This is a genomic window from Kitasatospora sp. cg17-2 (assembly GCF_054031055.1).
In genome coordinates, this window is the sequence record NZ_JBSSXW010000004.1 from 1 (window position 1) to 20,742 (window position 20,742).

Annotated in this window: 19 protein-coding genes; 6 read left to right on the forward strand and 13 right to left on the reverse strand. The window is 73.3% G+C overall.

Annotated elements, in window-relative coordinates:
• The first annotated feature begins 587 nt into the window (after positions 1 to 587).
• A complete protein-coding gene (locus tag ACW14Y_RS42120) occupies positions 588 to 3,179 on the forward strand; it encodes a Helicase associated domain protein (protein ID WP_456988892.1) in 2,592 nt (863 codons plus the stop codon).
• A 115-nt stretch (positions 3,180 to 3,294) separates the two neighbouring features.
• On the opposite strand, the gene ACW14Y_RS42125 is transcribed toward ACW14Y_RS42120, so the two are convergent.
• Positions 3,295 to 5,082: an SIR2 family protein gene (locus tag ACW14Y_RS42125; protein ID WP_456988894.1), complete on the reverse strand. Its 1,788-nt coding sequence runs from the start codon at positions 5,080 to 5,082 to the stop codon at positions 3,295 to 3,297.
• A 189-nt stretch (positions 5,083 to 5,271) separates the two neighbouring features.
• Entirely contained in the window at positions 5,272 to 5,613 is a 342-nt protein-coding gene (locus ACW14Y_RS42130; RefSeq protein WP_456988896.1) for a hypothetical protein, read from the reverse strand.
• Positions 5,614 to 5,778: 165 nt separating this feature from the next.
• Here ACW14Y_RS42130 and ACW14Y_RS42135 point away from each other — a divergent pair, with 165 nt between their 5' ends.
• Positions 5,779 to 6,507, forward strand: a complete 729-nt coding sequence (locus ACW14Y_RS42135; RefSeq protein WP_456988898.1) for a hypothetical protein — start codon at positions 5,779 to 5,781, stop codon at positions 6,505 to 6,507.
• 195 nt (positions 6,508 to 6,702) lie between these two features.
• Here the strand turns inward: ACW14Y_RS42135 and ACW14Y_RS42140 are convergent, their stop codons facing one another.
• The 10 genes from ACW14Y_RS42140 to ACW14Y_RS42185 form a co-directional block, all read right to left on the reverse strand.
• Entirely contained in the window at positions 6,703 to 7,425 is a 723-nt protein-coding gene (locus ACW14Y_RS42140; protein WP_456988900.1) for a hypothetical protein, read from the reverse strand.
• Positions 7,422 to 8,087: a hypothetical protein gene (locus tag ACW14Y_RS42145; protein WP_456988902.1), complete on the reverse strand. Its 666-nt coding sequence runs from the start codon at positions 8,085 to 8,087 to the stop codon at positions 7,422 to 7,424. The genes ACW14Y_RS42140 and ACW14Y_RS42145 overlap by 4 nt, the downstream gene beginning before the upstream one ends.
• Positions 8,088 to 8,184: 97 nt before the next feature.
• The gene (locus tag ACW14Y_RS42150; RefSeq protein WP_456988904.1) at positions 8,185 to 8,607 is read right to left on the reverse strand and encodes a hypothetical protein; all 423 of its coding nucleotides are present in this window, start codon (positions 8,605 to 8,607) and stop codon (positions 8,185 to 8,187) included.
• Between the two features lie 57 nt (positions 8,608 to 8,664).
• Positions 8,665 to 9,675 carry a helix-turn-helix domain-containing protein gene (locus tag ACW14Y_RS42155; protein ID WP_456988906.1) on the reverse strand — a complete coding sequence of 337 codons (1,011 nt, stop codon included), beginning with the start codon at positions 9,673 to 9,675 and terminating at the stop codon, positions 8,665 to 8,667.
• Positions 9,676 to 9,681: 6 nt separating this feature from the next.
• A complete protein-coding gene (locus tag ACW14Y_RS42160; protein WP_456988908.1) occupies positions 9,682 to 9,924 on the reverse strand; it encodes a hypothetical protein in 243 nt (80 codons plus the stop codon).
• Positions 9,925 to 10,886: 962 nt separating this feature from the next.
• On the reverse strand, positions 10,887 to 11,324 hold the full coding sequence (locus ACW14Y_RS42165) for an ATP-binding protein (protein ID WP_456988910.1): 438 nt from the start codon (positions 11,322 to 11,324) through the stop codon (positions 10,887 to 10,889).
• Between the two features lie 257 nt (positions 11,325 to 11,581).
• Positions 11,582 to 12,430, reverse strand: coding sequence for a helix-turn-helix domain-containing protein (locus ACW14Y_RS42170; RefSeq protein ID WP_456988912.1), 849 nt, complete (start codon positions 12,428 to 12,430; stop codon positions 11,582 to 11,584).
• 40 nt (positions 12,431 to 12,470) lie between these two features.
• Positions 12,471 to 12,998, reverse strand: a complete 528-nt coding sequence (locus tag ACW14Y_RS42175; protein WP_456988914.1) for a DUF6879 family protein — start codon at positions 12,996 to 12,998, stop codon at positions 12,471 to 12,473.
• Positions 12,952 to 13,233: a hypothetical protein gene (locus ACW14Y_RS42180; protein ID WP_456988916.1), complete on the reverse strand. Its 282-nt coding sequence runs from the start codon at positions 13,231 to 13,233 to the stop codon at positions 12,952 to 12,954. The genes ACW14Y_RS42175 and ACW14Y_RS42180 overlap by 47 nt, the downstream gene beginning before the upstream one ends.
• A gap of 124 nt (positions 13,234 to 13,357) precedes the next feature.
• The gene (locus ACW14Y_RS42185) at positions 13,358 to 16,072 is read right to left on the reverse strand and encodes an ATP/GTP-binding protein (RefSeq protein ID WP_456988918.1); all 2,715 of its coding nucleotides are present in this window, start codon (positions 16,070 to 16,072) and stop codon (positions 13,358 to 13,360) included.
• A gap of 196 nt (positions 16,073 to 16,268) precedes the next feature.
• Between ACW14Y_RS42185 and ACW14Y_RS42190 the strand changes: the two genes are divergently transcribed.
• Complete coding sequence (locus ACW14Y_RS42190; RefSeq protein ID WP_456988920.1) at positions 16,269 to 16,577, forward strand: hypothetical protein; 309 nt, start codon at positions 16,269 to 16,271, stop codon at positions 16,575 to 16,577.
• On the opposite strand, the gene ACW14Y_RS42195 is transcribed toward ACW14Y_RS42190, so the two are convergent.
• Positions 16,538 to 18,367 (reverse strand): zeta toxin family protein, encoded by a 1,830-nt coding sequence (locus ACW14Y_RS42195; protein WP_456988922.1) that lies wholly within the window; start codon positions 18,365 to 18,367, stop codon positions 16,538 to 16,540. The two genes, ACW14Y_RS42190 and ACW14Y_RS42195, sit on opposite strands and share 40 nt — an antisense overlap.
• Positions 18,368 to 18,513: 146 nt before the next feature.
• Between ACW14Y_RS42195 and ACW14Y_RS42200 the strand changes: the two genes are divergently transcribed.
• The 3 genes from ACW14Y_RS42200 to ACW14Y_RS42210 all read left to right on the forward strand — a co-directional run bounded on the left by ACW14Y_RS42200 (position 18,514) and on the right by ACW14Y_RS42210 (position 20,732).
• Complete coding sequence (locus tag ACW14Y_RS42200; RefSeq protein ID WP_266308756.1) at positions 18,514 to 18,771, forward strand: Arc family DNA-binding protein; 258 nt, start codon at positions 18,514 to 18,516, stop codon at positions 18,769 to 18,771.
• A 32-nt stretch (positions 18,772 to 18,803) separates the two neighbouring features.
• The gene (locus ACW14Y_RS42205; protein ID WP_456989037.1) at positions 18,804 to 19,145 is read left to right on the forward strand and encodes a hypothetical protein; all 342 of its coding nucleotides are present in this window, start codon (positions 18,804 to 18,806) and stop codon (positions 19,143 to 19,145) included.
• 159 nt (positions 19,146 to 19,304) lie between these two features.
• A complete protein-coding gene (locus ACW14Y_RS42210) occupies positions 19,305 to 20,732 on the forward strand; it encodes a competence protein CoiA family protein (RefSeq protein ID WP_456988925.1) in 1,428 nt (475 codons plus the stop codon).
• Positions 20,733 to 20,742: the final 10 nt, after the last annotated feature.

Genomic DNA, 20,742 nt, shown 5'->3' on the forward strand with positions numbered 1-20,742 from the left:
GCCTTCGGCCCTTCGTTTCGCCACCGCCCTCCGGGCGGTGGGCGGACCCGCTCCGCGTGTCCGTCGCCTGACCTTCGGTCAGGCCGGCCCGGCTCCGCTCGGGCCTGTCAGTCACTCCGCTTCGCTCCACTCCCTCCCGTGGCTGAGCCCCCATTATATCGCTGAACTGGGATTTTGGCTGACCTCACGACAGGCTGACTAGGGGGAAGGGGGTGCACTGGGGGGCGCGTGCGGGTCGGCTTCACTCCCGCCAGATTGGTCTAGACCGTGGCCCAGACCAATGTTTCGGCCTCACGACGGGTCGGAGTGCGCTACCCTCGGAGGGTGAGCAACGGTCTCCAGTGTATCAGTCTTCGGACGTCAGGTGATCCCGCCGGGGGCGGGGTCCGGACCCGCGCTTTTCGGGCGTTCACCGGAATTCTCGGCCGGGGACTGATATCCTGCCGGATAGTCGCTTCTATCGCGCGCTATTTCCGGTCGCCTCGATTCTCGGGCCGGTCCATCGAATGTATCAGTAGGGTACTGTCAGCATTTCCCGTGTGATCCCTGGTGTGGGTCCGGGAATGGGTGAGGGGAGACACGTCTTCGTGAACGTCGTAAAGCCTGGCTTGAAGGCCGCTCAGTCCGCTACCGGCATCTCGCTGCGCGGGCACCAGGAGGAGGCGCTGGAGGCCATCGTGCGGGGCCTGACGCCCCGTCCGGGGCACCCGGCTCCGAACGGGCTGCGGGTGACGGTGCAGATGGCCACCGGGTCGGGGAAGTCGTACGTCGGGGCGGCGGCCGGCCAAAAGCTCGTCCCGCGCGGGACGGTGCTGGTGGTCGTGCCCACGCTGGACCTGCTGGTGCAGATGGTCGGCGCCTGGCGGGCGGCCGGGCGCTCCGGGGACATGCACGCCGTCTGCTCGCTGGTCGACTCAGAGCTGCCGTTCGGGGTGATGGCGAGCACCAGCCCGCTGATGATCGGCATGTGGCTGGCGAACGCCGCGAAGCACCGCCGGCCTACCACCCTGTTCGCCACCTACACGTCGGTGGGCGCAGTCGCCGACGCCTACGAGTACTGGGCCGAGCGCCAGGGCGAGCTGCTGCCCCCGCTGGGCCTGATGGTCTGTGACGAGGCGCACCGGTCCTCCGGCAGCGTCGAGAAGACCTGGACGGTGGTGCACGACCAGGCCGCCATCCCCTCGGACCGCCGGCTCTACATGACGGCGACTCCGCGGATCTGGGCGCCGCCCAAGCGCCCCGTGAAGGGCCGCGAGGGCGCCTACCAGCCGCTGCCGGAGGAGCTGGCGGTGTCCATGGACGACCAGCGGATCTACGGCCCGCACGTCTACTCCCTGGGCCTCGCGGAGGCCATCGACAGGAAGCTCCTGGCGCCGTTCGAGATCGTGGTCCTGGAGCTGCGCGACCCGCTCGGCGACCGGGCCGCGGCCGAGGCGCAGGGCGTGCCATGGGGCCCCGGTGTCGGCGAGGCGGAGGACGGCAGCGAGGACGAGGTGCCGGCCGCGCGGATCGCCGCGATCCAGGCCGGGCTGCTCAAGACCGTGGTGGAGCGCGACCTCCGGCGGTGCATCACGTTCCACAGCCGAACGATCGAGGTACGGTATTTCTCGGAGACGCTGAATCAGACGGTCGAGAAGCTGCACTTCGAGAACCCGCAGAAATACCCGCCCGAGGTCTGGGCACAGTGGCTTTCCGGTGAGCATGATGTCGACTACCGGAAAGAGCTGATCGGCGACTTCGGAAAGGGCGAGGAGGACGACGGGCTCAGGTACCGGATTTTCAGCAACTGCAAAGTCCTGGGTGAGGGCGTCGATATGCCGAATGCAGATTCGGTTCTTTTGCAGGGCCGGGGCAGCATGGTGGATATCGTCCAGGCCATCGGCCGGGCCCTGCGCATGCAGCCGGGCGAAGGAAAGACGGCCAGCCTGATCGTGCCGGTCTTCCTCAAGCCCGGAGAGGAGCCCGGGGACATTCTGGAGTCCGATTCCTACGGTCCGTTGGTGAAGATCCTGACCGCTTTGCGCAGCCACGACGCCAGGGTGGTGGAGGCTCTCGCGGTGCCGCAGAAGTCCGGCAAGCGGACCAAGGGGCGTAGCGCTGAGGCTGCTGTCGGGCCTGGTGAGAGCATGGTTGGTGCGGGTGGTGGAGGGGCGTTCACGCTGCCGGTGCGGTTCCAGGCTCCGGTGGACGAGAACGTGCTCGCGCTTTTCATCGCCTCGCGGGTGCTGGTCGGTGAGACGCAGTTGTGGCGTGAGGGGATCGGTCACGCGCGGAAATGGTTCGAGGAGACCGGCGGCCTCGACGTCCCCTATTCCGCGCTGGTCGGAGAGAACGGGAATTACCCGTTGGGAAAGTGGCTGTCGGACCGGCGGGGTGAGAATGCGAATGGTGAGCTGGCGTCATACCGGGTGGAGATGCTCGACGCGCTCGGCATGATCTGGTCCGTGAGCGATGCCCGCTTCGAGGCCGGCCTCGACTGGGCGCGGGTCTGGGCGAAGGGCCACGGCGGGTCGTTGGCGGCGCCGGCGCGGGCCTCGGTCGGTGGCTACGCGATCGGGACCTGGTTGTCGGAGCTGCGGGCCGCGGCGCAGGTGCCGGCGGGCGAGCAGGGGGCGCTGGCGCCGGAGCGGCGGCGCGCGCTGGAGGAGATCGACCCGTGGTGGTGCCCGGTGTGGCCGGTGACCTGGCAGCGCGCCTACGCGACCGCCCGGATGTGGTGGCTGGACACCGACGGCCTCGTCGACTGGACCCGGCTGCCCGCGGACACGGTGTTCGAAGGCGAGCAGCTCGGCCGCTGGGTGCAGGCGCAGCGGGCCGGCTGGCCGGACTTGGAGGAGGACCAGCGGGACCTGCTGTCGGCGATCGGCATCGAGGCCGACCTCGAGCTGGTGGCCGCGAAGGCCGCCGCCGAGGCGAAGCCGACCGTGTCCCGCACGGACCGCTTCCAGCAGGGCCTGGCCGCGCTCGCCCAGTTCGCCGAGCGCGAGAGGCACGCGAAGGTGCCGCGCCCGCACAAGGAACCGGTCGAGACCGTGGAGGCCTGCCCCGGCGGCGAGGAGCAGGCGGTCGTGTCGCACTTCGCCCTGGGCACCTGGCTCAACAACCAGAAAGCCCGCCGAGCGAAGCTCACGCCGGGCCAGCTCGCCCAACTCGCCGAGCACGGGGTGGAGTGGGCGTAGCGGGCTGTCCCGGCAGGGCTGGTGTCCGTTGCTCGGCGGTAGGCTGCTGCGGGCTCTGAGGAAGTACTGGAAGGCCGTCACCTGCGGGTGACGGCCTTCCGGCGTTCGGGCCCAGTCAGCGCAGGTCGTTGGGGTAGAACGGCCCGGAGCGGATGATGTGGCCGGTGGTCATGTCGATCTTTTCGACCCACTGGGTGATGGCGGCGTCGACCGCCTTCTGAGCGTTGGCGACCCGGTCGGGGTCGCCGCCGAGGTACCCGGAGAGCAGCAGGGGGTGTTGGCCGTACCGGGTGCCGAGTTCGCGGTCGAGCCAGTTCGAGGCCAGCGGGCGGTAGTCGCCGCGCGTCCCGGCGACCCGCAGGTAGGGCGTGTCGATGAACTGCTCGGCGTCCTGTTGGACAAGCAGGCGAAGGTACTCGAACCTCTCCCACATCTCGGTGTAGGCGGTGGCGTTGGCCATCACGTGCCCGGTGAAGATGGCCTTGAGGTACTCGTGGAGCCGCGGCGCCGAGTCGTGCAGGCCCATGACGGTCTTCGGTCCGAGCAGAGCTGCGGCCGGCCTCTCGACCCTGTGTCGAAGGTCTTGGGCGCGGGGGTCGGTGAGCAGGCTGGCCACCACCGACCATCGGTCGTTCCCGATGGCTCCGACGCCGGCGCTGTGGAGAAGCACGGTGGCTGGCGTACGGCGGAGGTCGTTAAGTGCCGGCTCTCCATTGTCCCAGGTGGTGTCGGCCAGGCGCTCGATGTCGGGGAACCAGTACCGGTCGGTGGCGTCGTCGCCCCAGTAGGCGGTGACCGCGACCAGGGCGGCGAACTTCTCGGTCTCGGCCTCCCAGACGCTGAGCCGCCGGTCGTGCTCGGCATCCAGATCGGACCGCGGGATGTTCGGGGTCTCGGTGCGCAGCGGGTGGTCGGCGATTCGGGCGGCTTCGCGGCGTAGGGCGTCGTGGAGGTTGATGGCGGGGCCCTGGCCCCGGAGTTCGCGCTTGGCGGTGGCGATGGCGATGGCGATGTTATTGGGGTTGTCGCGGTTGCTCTCGGCGAGGGCGGTTACGGCGTCGGCGGTCCGGCTGAGGAAGCTGTCGGCGTTGGCTTCGACGTAGGTGCCCTGGCGGTGTTCCAGGAGTTCGGAGGCGGCGGCGGACAGGTGGTAGGGGTCGGCCCAGTAGGTGGCGAAGCGGCGGGTGGGGCAGCGCTTGAGGGCGGTGCCCAGGGCCGGGTCGTAGGTGGCGGACCAGCCGGCGATGATGAGGCCGTACTCGTCGAAGACCTGGTCGAGGAAGCGGTCGACCACCGGCTCGTACTCGGCCAGCTCCTCGGGGGTGTTGCGCATGCTGGCCGGGTCGAGGTAGTCGCCGTGGAGGTGGACGACGACGCCCTGGCGCTGGGCGTGCAGCGGAAGCATCCCGTTCAGGTCGGACGGGTTCCTGATGACGGCCGGGTTGAGGCCTTCATCGCGCAGCGCGCTCTCGACGAGGTGGTCGAAGTTCAGGGTGATGATCACCCTGATGTGCCCGGAGGCGACCAGCTTGGCCAGGGCCCGGTGAGCGTCCGTCGGGCGCTTGAGGCCCTGCTCCCGCTCGGTCTCGTTCGGCTCGAAGTAGCTGCGCAGCAGAGCCTGGCGCTCGCTGGGGGTCTTGGCCAAGTCGGCCAGGAGGGTGTCGTAGGCGGGCTCGCGGTCGAAGCGGTTCAGGTACCAGTCGTACGGCCCCGTGTCGGTGTCGGGTATCTCCGCGCCTTCGGCAGTGGCGATCTTGCTGATCAGGTCGCACTGGACGCCCCAGGCCGAGAGCATCCCGGAGGACACCGAGGCGCCGGCGCCGAGCAGCACCGCGTACCCGCTGGGTACGGCTCGGAGACCGAACGCGAGATTCACATGGGGTTCCATCGACTGGTCGACCACGGCACGCCTCCTGGGCACGCGAGAGCAGGGTGGCCAGAGCTGACCATCCACCACTAGTTTACGTCACCTTGACGAAAAGGGTGGGTGTGCCGGTTCGGCATTCTCCCCCACGGCGTCATCGCGGTGAACCTTCTGCCGGGACCCCCTTGAACGACCGCTCCACGCCTCTACCACCCTCTGGGGAGGTCTTTAGTGGCGGGTCGCCCGCTGGGTCGGGGGCGGGGGCGTGTCCAGCCGCTTGCGCAGTTCCTGGACGGCCTGGGCGAGGGCGGTGCGGTCGTTGGCGTCGACCGGGCGGTCGAGGAGTGCGGAGACGTCGGCGAAGGTGCCGGCCTCCTCGACTCGACCGGCGTACAGCCGGGTACGCGCGTACGGGTAGTGCGTGTCGATGCCGATCCACCAGCCGTCGGTTACCACGCGGACCTGGGAGTTCAGGTGCCCGCGGAGTATGCGCGCGTGGTCCTGCCAGCCGCACTCGTCGATGATCCACTGCGCCACCGGATCCGGCCCGTACTCGCTCGGCAGCGTCATGTCCGACCCCTTTCCGCGCCTGTGACAGTGCGTCGACCCTATCCCCAGCGGGCGCCGCATAGGCCGGAACCGCAGCCTCGCAGCCTTACCGCAGTGGGTGCCTCGGTGGGGTGGGTTCTGCGGCTTCGGCTACGCCGCCCGGGGTGGGCGTGGAGACTCCCTGGTATGGATGAGGCGACCGTGGGCCAGGACCCGAAGACCGTGGCGAAGAGCCTGGAGGGCACGCTGCCGTGGCTGGCTCCGGCCGGCCTGGCCGTCGAGGCGCTGGCGGCGTTGGACCGGCCGCTGCTGGCCTGGATCCAGGACCCGGAGTACAACGAGTTCGACTCCGCCGACTTCTACGCCGAGCACCGCGAGGCCGGCGACAAGCTGTCGAAGCTGGAGCGACGGATCGCCAAGCTGCCGGTACGCCAGTCCTGGCGGATGGAACGGGTCTGGACTCCGGACGAGGAGAGCAGCGAGGCGTACGAGGCGGCGTACGAGAAGGCGTCGGTGACGATCGGCGACCGCCGGCTGCACCCCAGGGACCTGGACGCCTACGCCTCCATCGCCTACGAGGTGGCGGGCCTCCGCCAGGAGGACGAGGACGGCTTCGACGACGAGGACGACCAGGGCGAGGTGCCCGGCGAGCTGGACGCCGCGCTGGAGTGGGCCCGCGCCGGGGTGTGCGTCCTACAGCAGTCCCTGCCCTGGCCGTTCACCGACGTCCTGCTCTACAGCGAGCTCGACAACCGGCCCGCCCACCGCATCCTGTTCACCTACGCCGACCTGCTGCGCCGCCGCGACCCGAAGGCGGCGGCGGTGTGGTTCACGGCGCTGGTCTACCTCAACCCGAACGACAACCTGGGCGCCCGCTTCATCGCTCCGGACGGTCCCCAGTACCCCGGGTTCTGAGCGGCGCGGAAGGCTGTCACCCTGCGTACGGGGTGGCGACCTTCCGCGTGTTCGGGCGGGCGCCCCGGCGTCGGGCCGCCTGCGGCCAGTCGCTGCGGTGGTCGAGCTCAGCGACTGGCAGGGGAGCCCGCTCGGGGGTTCGGGCAGCGGGGTCGGCCGCCTTCAGCGGGCGGGCGGGCCTGCCTGCATCTGCGGCTACGCCGGAGCGGCGACCGCCGCCGCCTCTCCCGCGCCGACGGCGGTGCCGGGGAGCGCGGTAGCGACAGAGCCGTCGCCGGCGGGGAGCCAGAGTTCGGCGGTGCGCGGCCGGCGCGCGGCACCCCGACCGGTGACGCGGACCTCGGCCCGGCGGCCGGTGAGCTGGCCCCATCCGTCGCCGAGGCCGGACCACCTGCTCGTGGTGACGTCCAGGCGCAGGTGGGCGCCGGGCCAGGGGCCGGGGGTGATGAGCACGGTGCCGGTGCGGCGCAGGTGGGCGGCGAGGCGGTCGAGGGTGCGCGGGGGCAGGCCGGTGGGGGTGGCGGCGAGGACGACGGGGCAGGCGGCGGCGAGCGCGGTGATCACCTCGACGGCGTGCTCGCCGGGGTGGTCGACGACCAGCAGGCGGCGCAGGTCGAGGCCGTAGGCGGCGGCTGCGGCCAGGCCGAGGTCGGGCAGGCCGACCGCAGCGGTCCAGGCATACGGGTCGGCGGTGGCGGGTCCGGCGGCGAGGGCGAGGAGCAGGGAGGTGTCGGCGGCCTCGGTGATCGTGCCCTTGGCGAGGCCGCCCTGCGGCAGCAGGCCGGCGAGCGGGGCGAGGACGGGCAGGACGGCGGCCTGGGCTTCGCGGGCGCGGGTGGCGGGGGACGTCGCTTCGAGCAGGCCGGCCAGGCGCTCCCGACGGTCGGTGCCGAGCCGGTCCGCCGCGGTGGTCGTCACGCGTCGGCCCGCTCGGTAGGTGCCGCGGTGCCGGTTGTAGGGCTGTCGGGCGTGGGGCCGCTCGGCGGTGTGGCGGGGTGGTCGGCCGGGGTGAGGGGCTGGAGGGTGGTGGGGTCGGCGATCACCCAGGCTGCGGCCTTGTCCTCGCCCCAGCGGGCGTGCGCGATCCACGGCATTCCCGGGCCCGGGCGGCGCCGGGCGGTCACCAGGGCCGAGCGCCACTCGCCTGCCGCGCGCAGCCAGGCCAGGCGCCAGCACCGATCCGCGCCGTCCGGGTCCGGGGCGCCGGCCAGCTCGCCCGGTACCAGGACGGCGTCGTGCCAGTGGCCGAAGTGCGGGGGCGCGGTCGGGGGCGGGCCGGCGGGTTCGGGCAGTGGGCGGATCCGTGCTGGATCGAACACGAACCAGCCCCACCCCTGGTCTGCCGTGCTGTCCTCGGCCCAGCGCACGTGCACCACCCACACCGCGGCGCCGGGCGGGCGCCGCCACACCGTGAGCATGCCCGCCCGCCAGTCGCCGCCGAGGCGGAGCTCCACCAGCCGCCATCTGCGGACATCCCGCGTGGCGCCGGGCAGGGTCATCAGCTCCCGCAGTGCCCGCTCCGCGTCGCCCGGCGCGGGGGCGGGGCGCTCGGGGCGGGAGAAGGGGACGGCGGAAGTCATGGGAACAAGTGTTCGACAAAAAATGGAGGTGATCAAACGTCAGCCGCGGATCAACGGGAACCGGCGGTCCGGGGCCGGGCGGCGGGCGGGCCTGCGGTCAGTGGGCGCTGCGGGTGAGCGAGCGCAGTTGGACGTGGACGGTGGCCGGGTCGGTGCCGGTGAGCGCGGCCACCTCGACGGGTGGAAGTCCGAGTACCAGGTGGAGCAGCAGGACGTCCTGTTCGGGTGCGGTGAGGTGGGCGACGGGGTCGAGGAGGCGGGGGCCGGCCAGGGCGCGGACGCGGTGTCGAACGGCCTGCCAGGCACAGGCGGCCGGGCTGGTCGCGCTCAGGACGTCGGACCGGTACCGGTCCAGGTCGTCGAACGCGTCGTGGATGGCCAGTGGGGCGAGAGCGGTGGGGAGGAGGAGCCTGGCGTAGCGCAGGTAGTGGTCGTGGTGGAGGTCGTGCAGGGCGGCCAGGGCGATGACCGGGACCGGCGGCCGGGGGCGGCCGCCGGGGCGCGCGGGTGCGGGCGTCATTGGTCCCCCCGGGGGTGTCGGGGTGCGCGGAGGTGCGGGGTGCCGCGAGGAGCGGAGTCAGGAGGAGTGGAGCCACATCTGCATGAACAGGCCGGGGAAGCCCGATCCGCCGGGGGCTCGTGGGCGCCGCTGGCGGCGGCGGGGGACCCGGATCGGAAGTCCTGCCGCGGTGTAGCCGGCCGGCGGCAGTGGCGGGACGGGGCCGAGGACGGAGGGGAGCTGGTCGCCGGTGCGGGGACGTCCGATGGACAGGCCGTGGGTCCGCAGGAACGCCACGTCCTCCGGCCTGAGCCCGATGCCGGCCTGGAAGGCGCACTCGGTCCCGGGTGCCGCGGCCGGGGCCGCGGGGTCCTGCCGGACGCGCGTCTCCGGGTCGTCCACCAGGAAGTCCCGCATCGGCACCGGCTTGTAGGGGGCGCCGGCGTCCGGGCGGAGCGCGAGGCGCACTCGCGTCTTGCCCGCGGCCCGCTCCCACGCCTCCGCCCAGGCCATGACCGTGTCGGGCGGGGCGCCCATCGCGGCGACGAACGCGGTCACGTGGCCGCGGCGCGGCGACGCTTCGGAGCGCAGGACCGCGCCCAGGCTGCTGGCGGGCAGCCGGCGGCGGCCGTTCGGTGTCCGGCCGGCCCTCTCCTGCAGTTCCACTAGGGAGGGGTGGCCGTTCTTGGCCCGCAGTCCGATCATGCCCAGGCGCAGCTTGGCGAAGGTGTCGATCAGCTGGGGCTTGGCGGCGAGGATGTTGTAGAACTTCGCGGCGATCGCGGCGTTGAGGAACTCCTCGGTGCGGTCGCGGCCGCGCTGTTGCTGGTCTGCCCAGCGGGCCGTCCTCCACAGTCGTTTGGCGGTGCGCAGGTCGGCCCGGCATGCGCGGGTGTAGGCCTCGACGACCTTCCAGGAGGGAACGGTCCTGCCGCTGGCCGCGCGGGAGAGCATGGAGGCGGTGTAGTCGGTCTTCTGCGCCATTGCCGCGTAGGTCAGGCCGCGGAGCCGGCGCTGGGCACGCAGCCACAGCACCAGCTCCGTCAGCTGTTTCGTGACGTCGGCAACGGCGTTCTCGCGCCGTCCCACGGGCGGTCAGGCGATGTCGGGCGCGGTGGCCGGGCCGGCCGTGGGGCGCTCGCGCAGGCCCTTGACGGTCCGACAGGCAAGGAAGACGGCGGCGCCGACAAGTTCCATGAAGCCGAAGGCGGGCAGTCCGGCGACGGCCAGGGCTCCGGCCAGGAGCAGGATGACGATGACGACGACGGCCTCGGCCCCGGTCAGGGAACGTCCGGGGCGATCGGGAGCCGGCTCGGCGGGCACGTGGATCGGGCGCATGTGCGTGTCCTCTGTTCAGTATCAGTCGCGTCCGGCGAACGGACGCGACCGACATGGCTGCACCTACTACGGTCCGGCGGGGGCTTCCAGACCCCCGGAGCGCCGAACCGGTGTGATCCTCTCACCGGTCACCCGACGATCACAATCCGTATCCATCGCTACCGGTCCGATTGATTCACAAACCACCAGGAAATTACCCCGGAGAGCCGTCAAATCGTTGTTGACCGAGATTTGCCACAAGCCATTGACACAGGTCAGAGCGCTGCAAACGCCTTAGTTCAATTCATTTTTGACCATCCCGCATTGCCGACCGGACCACTGGGATGACACCCTGTCGTCGGCGCTAATTTCCGGCCAAAGGTCGGAGATCGTTTCCCTGGCGCAGTGGCTGCACCACGAACAGGGACTGGGCATCACCGCGACTTCCAGCGCGGCGCCCGCGAGGGTGGCGCACCCGCCAGGGTGCGACCACCCTCTACTGCCGCCCGCCTCCCGGCACGACGCCGCCGCCCGCCCGGTGCCCCGCCGGACATGGCTCAAACCCGACGGTGTTCCTCGCCGACGGGAACCGGCGACCACCGACCACGACGACAACGCCGCTCGGCCCCCGGGCCGCCAGCAACGGCTACCGGCCACCCGGGCGGTACCGCCCGCACGGCCACGCCACTGGGATGCACATGGCGAGGAAGCGCGCACGTTGCCCCGCACCCGGACGGGCACCCACCGGGTTCAACGACCGGCCCCAACCGGGGGCACGAGGACAACGACAGCCAGGCGGTCCTCCGGCGCCCCGGCGACGAGACCGCCTCCGCCGACGTCTGCTCCACCCGGCCCGCCCCACCGGCCGTCGGCCTCGACGCGACGGTCCCGCAGCGCCCGGGCAGACGTCGTCCGGCGCCTACGGAGACCAGGTCCACCGGGCACAGCGGGGCGGGACGGAGTCGAACGCCGGGCTCCGGACGTCAGTCGGCTGCCGAAGAACGGGTTCGCAGATCGGCGTGGACGGTCTTGCCGTAGGGCTCCGGGCTGGCGCCCCAGTGGCCGCCGGTGAGGTGGTGGACCAGGGCCATGCCGCGGCCGCACTCGGCGCCGGGGCCGGCGTCGATCAGGCACGGCAGGACGCGTGAGCCGTCGCGGACACTGATCCGCACGCACCGGTCGGTGATGCGCGCGACGGTGACCGTCATCTCCAGCCGGCAGCCGGTCTTCGCGGCGTTTCCGACCAGCTCGCTCACGACGAGCTCCGCAGCCTCGACCAGGTCCTCCAGCTCCCAGCCCCGCAGGGCGGTGCGCACCAGGCGGCGTGCCGCGGCGGCGGACCGCGGCTCGTAGGGCAGCAGCGCGTCCACGCGGTCGGCGGCACCGGAGGGTAGGGTCGCGGCCTCGGCGGCCGCGGTCACCGGGCATCCCCCACCCGTGCGTTCCGGCGCTGCCGGAGTGCGGCCGGTGGGCGGGCTATGGGGCGCGTGGCCACGGCAGTACTCCGCTCTCTTCGTCGGCGGTGACTGCCGCGCCCACCCGACGGGGGCAGGCGGGCGCAGCGGCCCCGGTCCGCCCGCCGGGGACCGGGTGTCCGGTCCGTCGTCGTGGGCAGCAGGGTCGACGGTAGGGAGTGGCTGCGCGAGCCCTCTACGAGGTTGCGCCATCTTGCGGGAAGTCACCCGAGAGTGGCTATGGCCGCGGTGATCAGCTGACGGGCCGCGGACCCGTGGACGGCCATGGATGCCAGGTCGGTGAAGGTGCGCAGGTAGTCGGCGATCTCGCGTGGCTGGGTGATGCGCAGGTAGCCGGAGGTCAGCTCGACGGCGACCTCGGTCTCGTCGAACATGTAGAAGTCCTCGACCGGCAGGTGCGGGCGGTCGGGTCCGGTCGGGACGACGCCGACGCTGACGAACGGGCTGGAGGAGACGGCGAGCAGGTGGCCGAGCTGGGCGGCCATCGTCTCCGGGTCGCACACCGCCGCGCGCAGTACCCACTCCTCGATGAGCAGGCCGAAGCGGTGGCGGCCGGAGAACAGCATGCGCTGGCGTTCGAGGCGGGCCTCGACGGCGTCGGCGACGTCGTCGACCTCAACGCGGGCGCGTTGGATCGAGCGCAGGACGGCGGTGGTGTACTCGGGGGTCTGCACCATGCCGGGCAGGACGCGGCTGGCGTAGACCCGGAACAGGTGGGTGCGGCGGTAGAGGGCGGCCACGGACTCCTGGGCGGCGCGCAGTCCGCCGCGCTCCATGCGGCGCCACTCGGTGTACATGGAGTCGACCGTGCGGGCGGCGGCGATCAGATCGGGGACCTGGTCGTCGGCGGTGCAGGCGGTGCACCATGCGCGCAGGTCGTCCTCGGAGGGGGCGGACTTGCCGCTCTGGATCCGGGAGGTCTTCGCCGGGTGCCAGCCGCAGCGGGCGGACAGTTCGTCGCCGGTCAGGCCCGCGTCCTTGCGCAGGGCGACCAGGCGGGCGGCGAGCGCCTTGCGCGCCTCGACGACGCTGGAGGAGGGGGACGACGACATGGTGCTGTTCTGCCCGGCGGGTGGTGGTGGACGGGGTCGGTCAGACGGCGTACCGGGCGTGGGGAATCGCCCGGTCCCAGACCGATTCGAATGCTCCGGTAACCCTCTTCACGACCGCCGGGTCCTCGGTGGTCTCGTACCCGGCCCACTCGCCGTCGCCGGTGAACCAGTGGAACAGCACCAGGCGCTCGTCGATGAGCCACAGGTCGTTGCCCGGCAGGGCGAGGTCGGAGGCCTTCGAGCGGGGAAGCCAGCGGACCTGCTCGCCGAGTGCGACGTTGTGCCGCTCGGTGATCGCGTGCTCCCACCGGATGTAGGCGGTCGCCGGCTCCGAGACGATCCTCGCGCGGCGCATCACCACCCCGCGGCCGACCGTCTCCCGCACCAGGCCGGCCCAGGCCGTGTACTCCTCCGGCAGGTCGTACGCGTCGGGCCGATCCACCGGGAGGCCGGCGCGCCAGTCGGCGAAGACGGGGTCGTCCATGTAGGAGTCGCGCATCTCCAGGTGGCAGGCGGAGCGCTCAGCGCTCCTCAGCAGGGCGCCAAAGTCCGGCACGCTCGGCTTCATCGCACACCTTCCGCAGGAACGGGATCATCCGCACCGGGATCCGGACCACGCCCTCGTGGTCCGGGACGCCGGTGGCGTGGCCCTGGACCCACTCGGTCTCGCTGATCACGCGGTACATCTCCATGTCGGGCAGCCAGCCCTGGATGACGATCTCCGCCTTCTCGTCCTCCAACCAGACGGTCGGAGAGCCGCCGTTGGGCGTGTCCGGGTCGATACCCCTGAACCGTAGTGCCATGACCACTCCCTCTGCCAAGCCGGTTGCGAGTCCTTGCACCTCCACCGTTCCGCCCGCCTAGCACACCGTCAAGAGCGCGCGGAAGCAATCGGGCGGCACGCGCCGTGGAGCCTGGGCTGCCGTGTCAGAGCCCGTGGTGCGTTCGGCGGGTGGTGACCAGGGTGCGCCAGCGGGCGCGGACGAGATCGGGGCTGTCGAACCAGCGGGCGGGGGAGGGGTACTCGAGGGGCAGGTCGGCCATGAAGTGGGCGATGTCGGTGTAGTAGGCGTAGTCGCGGTCGCGGGTGAGCTGGTCGAGGTCGCGAACGGCCGCGGTGAACGCGGTCTGGTCGTCGAGGACGGCGTGGTGGAAGCAGACGGCGAGAGCGAGGGTGGTGTGGGCGGCGCGCACGCCGGAGGCGCGGACCTCGGCGTCGAGGGCGGCGGCGTGTTCGGGGATGCTGTCGCCGGGGGTGCCGGCGTCGCGGACCAGGGCGGCGATGCGGGTGGTGAGGGTGGTGGCGCGCAGGTCGAGTCCGGTCAGGAGCCGGTCGGCGAGGTCGAGGTCGTCGGCTGCGCGGGCCGGGTCGGTGAAGGCGCGCACGAAGGCGAGCTGGGCCTGGGCGGTGGCGCGCTCGCCGGCGACGGCGTGTTCCTCGGCGTCGGTACGGGCGGCTTCGTAGGCGGCGGCGGCCTGGTCCATCTCGGCGTGGACCCACCACAGGTCGCCCAGGACGCGGTGCTGGCGCCCGGCCCAGCCGAGGGTCTGGGCGGCGGCGAGTGCGGTGGGGAAGTCGCCGTCGAGGCGGGCGAGGTGGGCCAGGCCCCGGCGGGCGGCGGGGGCGAGGCGGGTGGTGCCGGCGGCGACCTTCTGCATGCCCTCGCGGGAGGCGATGGTGCGGCCGAGGTCGCGGTGGGCCTTGGCCCGGTAGTAGAGGGCGAGGTCCGTCAGGTCGGCGGGCAGCAGCCGGCTGTCGATGACTCGGGTGAGGCGGTCGGCGGTGTGGGTGCGGTGTTCGCGCTGGCGGGCGGCGAGCGCGGCGAGGGTCTCGACGAGGGCCTCGGCCGGCGTGTCCAGCCCGCTGCCGGGCGCGGTGTCGGCGGCGGGCGGGGCGAGCGGCTCCCACACGGAGTCCGAGACGTACGCCCAGGCCGCGTCCGCGAGCCAGCCGAGGTCGAGGCGGTGGTCGCGGGCCAGGCGCAGGCCCTGGCGCAGGCACCCGACCAGCATGCTCCGCCCGCCCGCGGCTGCGGCCCACTGCCCGCCCAGGGCGGTGTGGGCGCGGTCGGCGGCGCGCTGCCAGTCCTGTTCGGACCAGCGGTCGTCGGTGAGGTCGTCGGCTCCGCGCAGGGTGGAGCGGACCAGGGCGTGCAGGTGGTAGGGCCACAGGCCCTGGGGGTTCTCCCGCACGAGCGGGCGCTCGGCCAGGCGCAGGGCGGGGGCGTCGTGGCTCATGCCGGCGGCGGCGGTGGCGAGCGGGACGTCGAAGGCGTCCAGGAGCGCGACGGCGCGCAGGACGTGGCGCTCGTCCGCGGTGAGGTCCTGGAGGGAGCGGGCGACGAGGGCGGGGAAGTCGTGGTCGAAGTCGGCCGGCTCGGGGGCGCGGGTGCGGCGGATCTCCAGGAAGCGCAGCACGGCGAGGTCGAGGTGGAGCGGCAGGCCGTGGGAGCGGACGGTGATGACGGCGCGGATGCTGTCGCCGATGAGGGGCCGGCCGTCGGCGGCGGTGAGGCGGCGGGCGAGGTGGTCGTCGCAGTCCTCGGGGCTGAAGTCGCCGATGAGGATCTGCCGCCCGCCGGTGCCGACGCCGCCGTCATCGCCGTCGCCGTTGCTGTCCGGGGCGGTGCGGGCGCCGGGCACCGGCGGGCTCGCCGGGAGCGTGAGGTGGGGCCAGGCGGCGGGGCCGGTCCAGTCGAGCTGGCCCTGCAGGGCGGGGTCGGCCCACTGGAGCCGGGAGCGGCCGGTGACGACGAAGAACGCGTTCGGCATCAGCCACACGACCCGCTGGACCAGGCGCTCCAGGTCGCGGTGGGTGCGGTCGCCGACGTCCTCGAACCCGTCGAGGAGCACCACCGGCACCACCGCCTTCCTGGCGGGCAGGCGGGCCAGCTCCCAGGCGAGCAGGTACGGGTAGAAGGACAGGCTCTCCAGATCGGTGTCGGCGTCCAGGAGGTCGGCCAGGCGGGCGCAGCCGGCCAGGGCGCGGGTGTTCTCGCGCCGCTCGCGCAGGGAGCGCACCAGGGTGGCGGCGACCTGGCCGGCGGTGGAGGCGACGACGCCGGGTAGGGCGAGCTGCTGGGCAATGTCGCTGACGGCGGTGCGGGCCTGGCCGGGCAGGGCCTCGCCGAAGCGGGCGGCCAGTCCCCGGCGGCGCACGTACTCCTCCAGCGGCTCGCCGGGGTGGACGGCGTCCCAGTAGCGGCGCAGGGCGAGGTCGAAGGCGGGCAGGGGCAGGCCGGGGGTGCGGGCGAGGGCCAGGCGCAGGGACAGGACGAGGTGTTCGAAGTCGGTGCCGGCGGAGCGGGCGAGGTCGATGCGCACGGGCAGCAGGCGCGGTGCGGCGGGCCAGGCGGGCTCGCCCCACTGGGCGGGCCGGCGGGCGGGGTCGGTGAGGGCCGCTTCGATCTTGCGGGACAGCGTGCTCTTGCCGATGCCGCCCAGGCCGTGGAAGACCATGACGTTGCGGCGCGGGGCCTCGAGGTCCTGCACGTCGAAACCGTAGCCGGTGATGCGGGCGAGGTGCTCGCCGAGCGCTGCCGCCACCGCCCGCCACTGGGCTCCGCGATCGGTGAACGCCTCGCTGGTGCCGATCTCGTCGCTGTTCGTACTGAACAGCGCCCTCAGATCCCGTCCTGCCATGTCCGGCCCCTCCCCTGATTCCCACGGCCCCGACGGCGGCCGCGCCCTGACGAAGCATCCCCGGGAACCATCATCGCGGTCCCGGCCCGTACTCGGGGCGGCGACGCTGCCGCTGCGCGCGCAGTGCGCGCGTTGCCGCGCGCGCACCGCGCGCCGGACAATGTCGGGATTGTCTCCACACCAAGGCGGTTGAACCATGTCCGACCCCGGCCGTCCGGCCGACTCCCCCGACCCCGGCCCCCTGGAGGGCGCCGGCGGCGACCGGCAGCAGGCGGTGCAGACCGTGCGCGCCGTCGTCTCCTGGTACAGCGCCTACCTGCACGGCCGGCACGGCGCACCGCCGGCAACCGCCGACGAGGACGCGTTCGCGCTTCAGGCGGCGCAGGGCCGCAAGGCGGCGTACGCGGACCTCCGGCGCCTGGAGGCCGGCCTCGGCGCGGCCGAGGTGGAACGCATCACCGCCCGCTATGCCGCTCTGCTGCACGAGCTGGAGGGCGGCGCGTAGAGCGGGCTCGGGAGCGGTCCGGGGCGAGGTGGGCCGAGGCGGGCCGGCTGGAGAAAGGCGGGCAGCAGTGGGCGGGCCAGGGCGGCGATGCGCGCCAGCTCGGCCCGGTGCTGCGGCAGCGCCCTGCGCAGTGCGGCGTGCCGCTCCAGGAAGCGCCGGGCCTCCTGCTCGGTGAAGGGGCGGGCCCGCTCTGCGGCCAGCGCCGCCATCGCGCCGCCGACGACGGGCATCCCGTGCTGCTGGAGCGCCAGCGCCCGCCCGTCGCGGTCCACCACCAGCACCTCCTCGACGGCCGGGCTCGCGGTGGCCGCCCGGACCACATCGGCCACCGCCGTGAAGCAGCGGTCGTGCCCGGCGGCGGCGGTGAACCGCGCCGGGATACCGTCCCGCTGCGCGGCCGCGTAGCGCTGGGCGGTGCCCTGGAGGCTGTCGGCGGCCCTCACCGCCAGGACCAGGACCTTCACGCGGTACCCGGCACGGCGGAAGGCCTCGGCGCCGGCCAGCACATCGTGCGCGCTGCCGGGGGCGGTCTCGACGACCAGGTCGCCGCGCCGCTCGCGCACATAGGCCTCGGCCCACGCGAACCAGGCCTTGTAGTCGGCGCGGATCGCCTCGCCCGCACCGCGCGGATCACGGCGCAGCAGCTCGAAGTAGTCGGGGTGGAACATCTTGAGGTCGTCGCCGACCAGACGGACCGCCCCGGGGCCCATGGCGCGTTTGACCAGCAGCGCCGCCCCGCTCTTCCCGGCGCCGGGCTGGGCCACCACGTAGACCACGACCGGCTTCTCGCGGGGGACGATGCCGTCCAGGAGGAGCGGGACGATCTCGTCGTCGAAGATCTCGCGGTGCTCGGCGGCCGACAGCCGGTGGTAGGCGACGCCCGGCGGGGTGGCGAGGGCCTGGGCGGTGCGGCGTAGCGGTTCGGAGAGCGCGAAGGCGCGCTCGGCGTCGCGGGCCACCGCCAGGCGCAGGTCTCCCGCGAGGGGTTCGGTGTGCACCTGCCGGGCCGCTTCGGCGTGCCGGCGGCGGAAGCGCTCGGTCTCGGCGGCGTCCCAGCGCCGGGTGTGCTCGGCGGCCACGGCGCGGGCCGCGCCGGGCGGACGCTGCCAGCCGGTGGCCAGCAGTTCGTTGGAGTAGAGCAGCTCCAGGCCCCGGCGCACGACGGTGACCCGGTCCGCGAGCCGCTCCGCCTCGACCACGGTCAGGGTCTCCAGCAGCGCCTTCGCGCACCGGTCGTGGTTCTCCCAGGACACGAACCGGCCCGGCGCGCCGGTGGCGTGCACCTGCGCGGCGAACCGGCTCAGGACCCCGAGCTGGCTCCACGCGGGCGCGGTCGCCAGCGCCACCACCTCGATCCGGTAGCCGGCCCGGCGCCAGTCGAGCGCCTGGGCGCGGAAGGCCGCGGGGTCGGCGAGCGCGGTCTCCACCAGGGCGTCCAGGCGCCGGGCGCGGGTGTCGGCCTCGACGTCGTCCTGCCAGCCGCGGGTGTCCGGGCGCACCTTCACCCCGGCCGTGCGCACGTCCTGCACCAGCAGATCCGGGTAGTGGCGGTGCTGCTCCTTGTACAGGTCCGCGCAGATGCGCACCGCGCCGCCGCGCAGGTCGAGCACGGCGTGCAGCAGGTCCGCGAGGACCGACTTCCCGCTGCCGGGCTGGCCGGCGACGAACAGCACGACGGGGCGGTCCTGGGCCACCGCCCCGGTCGTCGAGGCGGGGAGGATCGCCTCGGCCAGGATCCGGTCCCGCTCGCCCGTCGGCAGGACCACCGGGACGATGTCCCGTTCGCTCACCAGCACTCCCGAAAGAAGAGAAGGGGGGTTCTGCGCACGGCGATCGGGCTCGGGACGGCTCCCGGGCCCGCTGCTACTGTAGCGGGAGCGGGTACGTACCCGTACCCATTGCGCGAATTCCCGAGAACCACTGGAAGGAGAGCACCATGGCCGACGCCAACGTCCGCATCCCCGCCGAGACACGCGACCGCCTCGCCGAGGTCGCCGCCGCCGAGCACCTCTCGCTGCGCGCCTACCTCGCCCGCCTCGCCGACTCCCTGCTCACCCCCGCCGAGCGGGCCGAGCGCGCCGAGACCGCCCGCCAGGAACTCCAGGCCTGGAACGGCTACAACCCCGACGCCGCGCACACCGAGGACCTCGACGCCGAGCTCGACCGCCGCCTGGCCCGGGCGAGCGGCCGGTGACCGACCTCCACGTCGTCCTCGACGACACCGCCATGGTCGCCGCCGGCCGCGGGAACCTCCTCGCCTCCCGCCTCATCCACCGCGCCCACAGCGAGCCGGGCTGGCACCTCTACGCCCCCGCCTGCGCGCTCGTCGAGGCCGACCGCGAACGCCCCGGCACCGCCGAACACCTCGCGGCCCTGCCCGCCGTCACCGTCCTCGACCTCGACCTGCCCGCAGCACTCGCCCTCGCCGCCGACACCACCTGGGCCCAGGCCCACACCCGCTACGCGGCCGCCCCCACCCCCGAACGCCCCGAAGGCGCCGTCGTCGCCACCACCGACCCCACCCGCTGGAAGGGCCAGCCCGTCCGGGTCATCGACCTCACCCCCTGAACACCCGGCCCCGCTCACGCACAGGAACGGGAACGCCACGAGGCTCCCACCCCGGCGGTGGGGGCCTCGTACTGCTCCCGGCCGAAGATCCGGCCCCCGCGGTGGGCTGTGCACGAAAGCGCCGGACACCCGTACCCCGCGCACGGCATGATCCCTGGCATGGGTGAGCAGACATCAGCCCCGTGGGTGTACGACCGGGCGACGAACCGGTGGGTCGACCTCTCCCGGGGCGTTGCCGGCCTGCAGTCCGGCGAGGCGGGCGGCCGGTACGTGTGCCGGGCGTGCCGGGAGAACCTGATGCTGCGCAGCGTCAATCCCGGCACCGTGAACAGGCCGCACTTCTCCCACCAGCGCGGCACGGAATGCTCCGCCGTCCCGGCGGTGCGCGAGCAGCTGGAGCTGGACGACCGGATCGTCATCGAGTTCCAGCGGCGGATCACCCGGGCGTGGCCCGGCGCGCACTGCGTGCTGGAGTTCCCGGGCGGCCTGGACGAGGGCGGCGCCGAGGGGCCTACGGGGGTGCTGCCGCCGGCGGTCGTGGTCCGCGGCGGCCCGGGCGGCCGGGACGTGTCGGTGGTGGAGCGGCCTCGCCGTCCGCTCGACATCCGCGAGGTCCAGGAGCGGATCCGCGCGGTACGGGCCCGGTACGGCGCCGGGGTCCGGCATGTGTGGTTCTGGGCCGGCGACGTGCTCCAGTCGGCCCGGCTCGCCGAACTGCGCGTGGCACCACGGGGGCGGCCGAAGACCCGGCACGCGACCATCGCGCCGACCGCGCAGCAGCTGGCCGTCGCCGCCGGCGGCGGCCGGGTCTACTTCCTGGACGGCGCCGAGGTCCTGGTCCCCTACGGCGTGCACGACTTCGAGCACGAGTGGCGGGCCGCCGAGGACTGGGACTTCCCCGACTGGCGGCACGGTTTCCGTCGGGACTGGCGCATCAGCCGGCCCGTGCCGGCCGCGGACGCTTCCCGGTGGGGCCTGGCCCCGGTCGCCTTCGAGGAGCTCACCAGCACCCGCGGGGTGTTCGCCCTCTCCGCCGCGAACGATCTGCTGCTCGCTCTGGAGCAGGCCCAGGGAGGCAGGTGGCGGTACCGCCGCAACGAGGCGGCCCGGCTGTACCGGGAACGCCGCCGACCGCCGCTGCCCGCCGAGCCCCGGCGTTCGACGGCACCGCAGGCCGATCCGGCACCGACGCCCCTTCCCGCCGCCGGGGCCGAACCGGCACCGCCGGCCGCAGCCGCACCGGTGGAGCCGGTGGCCACTGCCGCTCCCGCCCGACCTCTCGAGGCCGTCCGGCATCCCGAGGCGACTGTTCCGGACGGCACCACCCCCCGGGCGCCGGAACCGGAGGTGACGGCCGAGGCGGACTGCGCTCCCGGTGCCGGTCTGCCGACGGACGATTCCGTGTACCTGGCCGCTCCGGTCGAACCGCTCACTGTCCCCACCCTGCCGCCGGCACCACCCCGGCCGGCGGTTCCACCGAAGGCTCCGCCGCTTCCCCTACACCCGCCGACCGTCGGACCGCACAGGACCGACTCTCCGCCCAAGAACAATCGAGGGTGGCTGCGGCGGCTCCTCGACCGCCCCTGATCTCGCCGTG

What these genes read in the sequence shown, in the direction of transcription:
- ACW14Y_RS42130 (WP_456988896.1), bottom strand. Translation starts at nt 5,613, where the DNA reads ATGACGCTGCCGAGCGAGTACGGGCCGGATCCGGTGGCGCAGTGGATC.
- ACW14Y_RS42135 (WP_456988898.1), top strand. Translation starts at nt 5,779, where the DNA reads ATGGATGAGGCGACCGTGGGCCAGGACCCGAAGACCGTGGCGAAGAGC.
- ACW14Y_RS42145 (WP_456988902.1), bottom strand. Translation starts at nt 8,087, where the DNA reads ATGACTTCCGCCGTCCCCTTCTCCCGCCCCGAGCGCCCCGCCCCCGCG.
- ACW14Y_RS42150 (WP_456988904.1), bottom strand. Translation starts at nt 8,607, where the DNA reads ATGACGCCCGCACCCGCGCGCCCCGGCGGCCGCCCCCGGCCGCCGGTC.
- ACW14Y_RS42160 (WP_456988908.1), bottom strand. Translation starts at nt 9,924, where the DNA reads ATGCGCCCGATCCACGTGCCCGCCGAGCCGGCTCCCGATCGCCCCGGA.
- ACW14Y_RS42170 (WP_456988912.1), bottom strand. Translation starts at nt 12,430, where the DNA reads ATGTCGTCGTCCCCCTCCTCCAGCGTCGTCGAGGCGCGCAAGGCGCTC.
- ACW14Y_RS42175 (WP_456988914.1), bottom strand. Translation starts at nt 12,998, where the DNA reads ATGAAGCCGAGCGTGCCGGACTTTGGCGCCCTGCTGAGGAGCGCTGAG.
- ACW14Y_RS42180 (WP_456988916.1), bottom strand. Translation starts at nt 13,233, where the DNA reads ATGGCACTACGGTTCAGGGGTATCGACCCGGACACGCCCAACGGCGGC.
- ACW14Y_RS42185 (WP_456988918.1), bottom strand. Translation starts at nt 16,072, where the DNA reads ATGGCAGGACGGGATCTGAGGGCGCTGTTCAGTACGAACAGCGACGAG.
- ACW14Y_RS42190 (WP_456988920.1), top strand. Translation starts at nt 16,269, where the DNA reads ATGTCCGACCCCGGCCGTCCGGCCGACTCCCCCGACCCCGGCCCCCTG.
- ACW14Y_RS42200 (WP_266308756.1), top strand. Translation starts at nt 18,514, where the DNA reads ATGGCCGACGCCAACGTCCGCATCCCCGCCGAGACACGCGACCGCCTC.
- ACW14Y_RS42205 (WP_456989037.1), top strand. Translation starts at nt 18,804, where the DNA reads ATGGTCGCCGCCGGCCGCGGGAACCTCCTCGCCTCCCGCCTCATCCAC.
- ACW14Y_RS42210 (WP_456988925.1), top strand. Translation starts at nt 19,305, where the DNA reads ATGGGTGAGCAGACATCAGCCCCGTGGGTGTACGACCGGGCGACGAAC.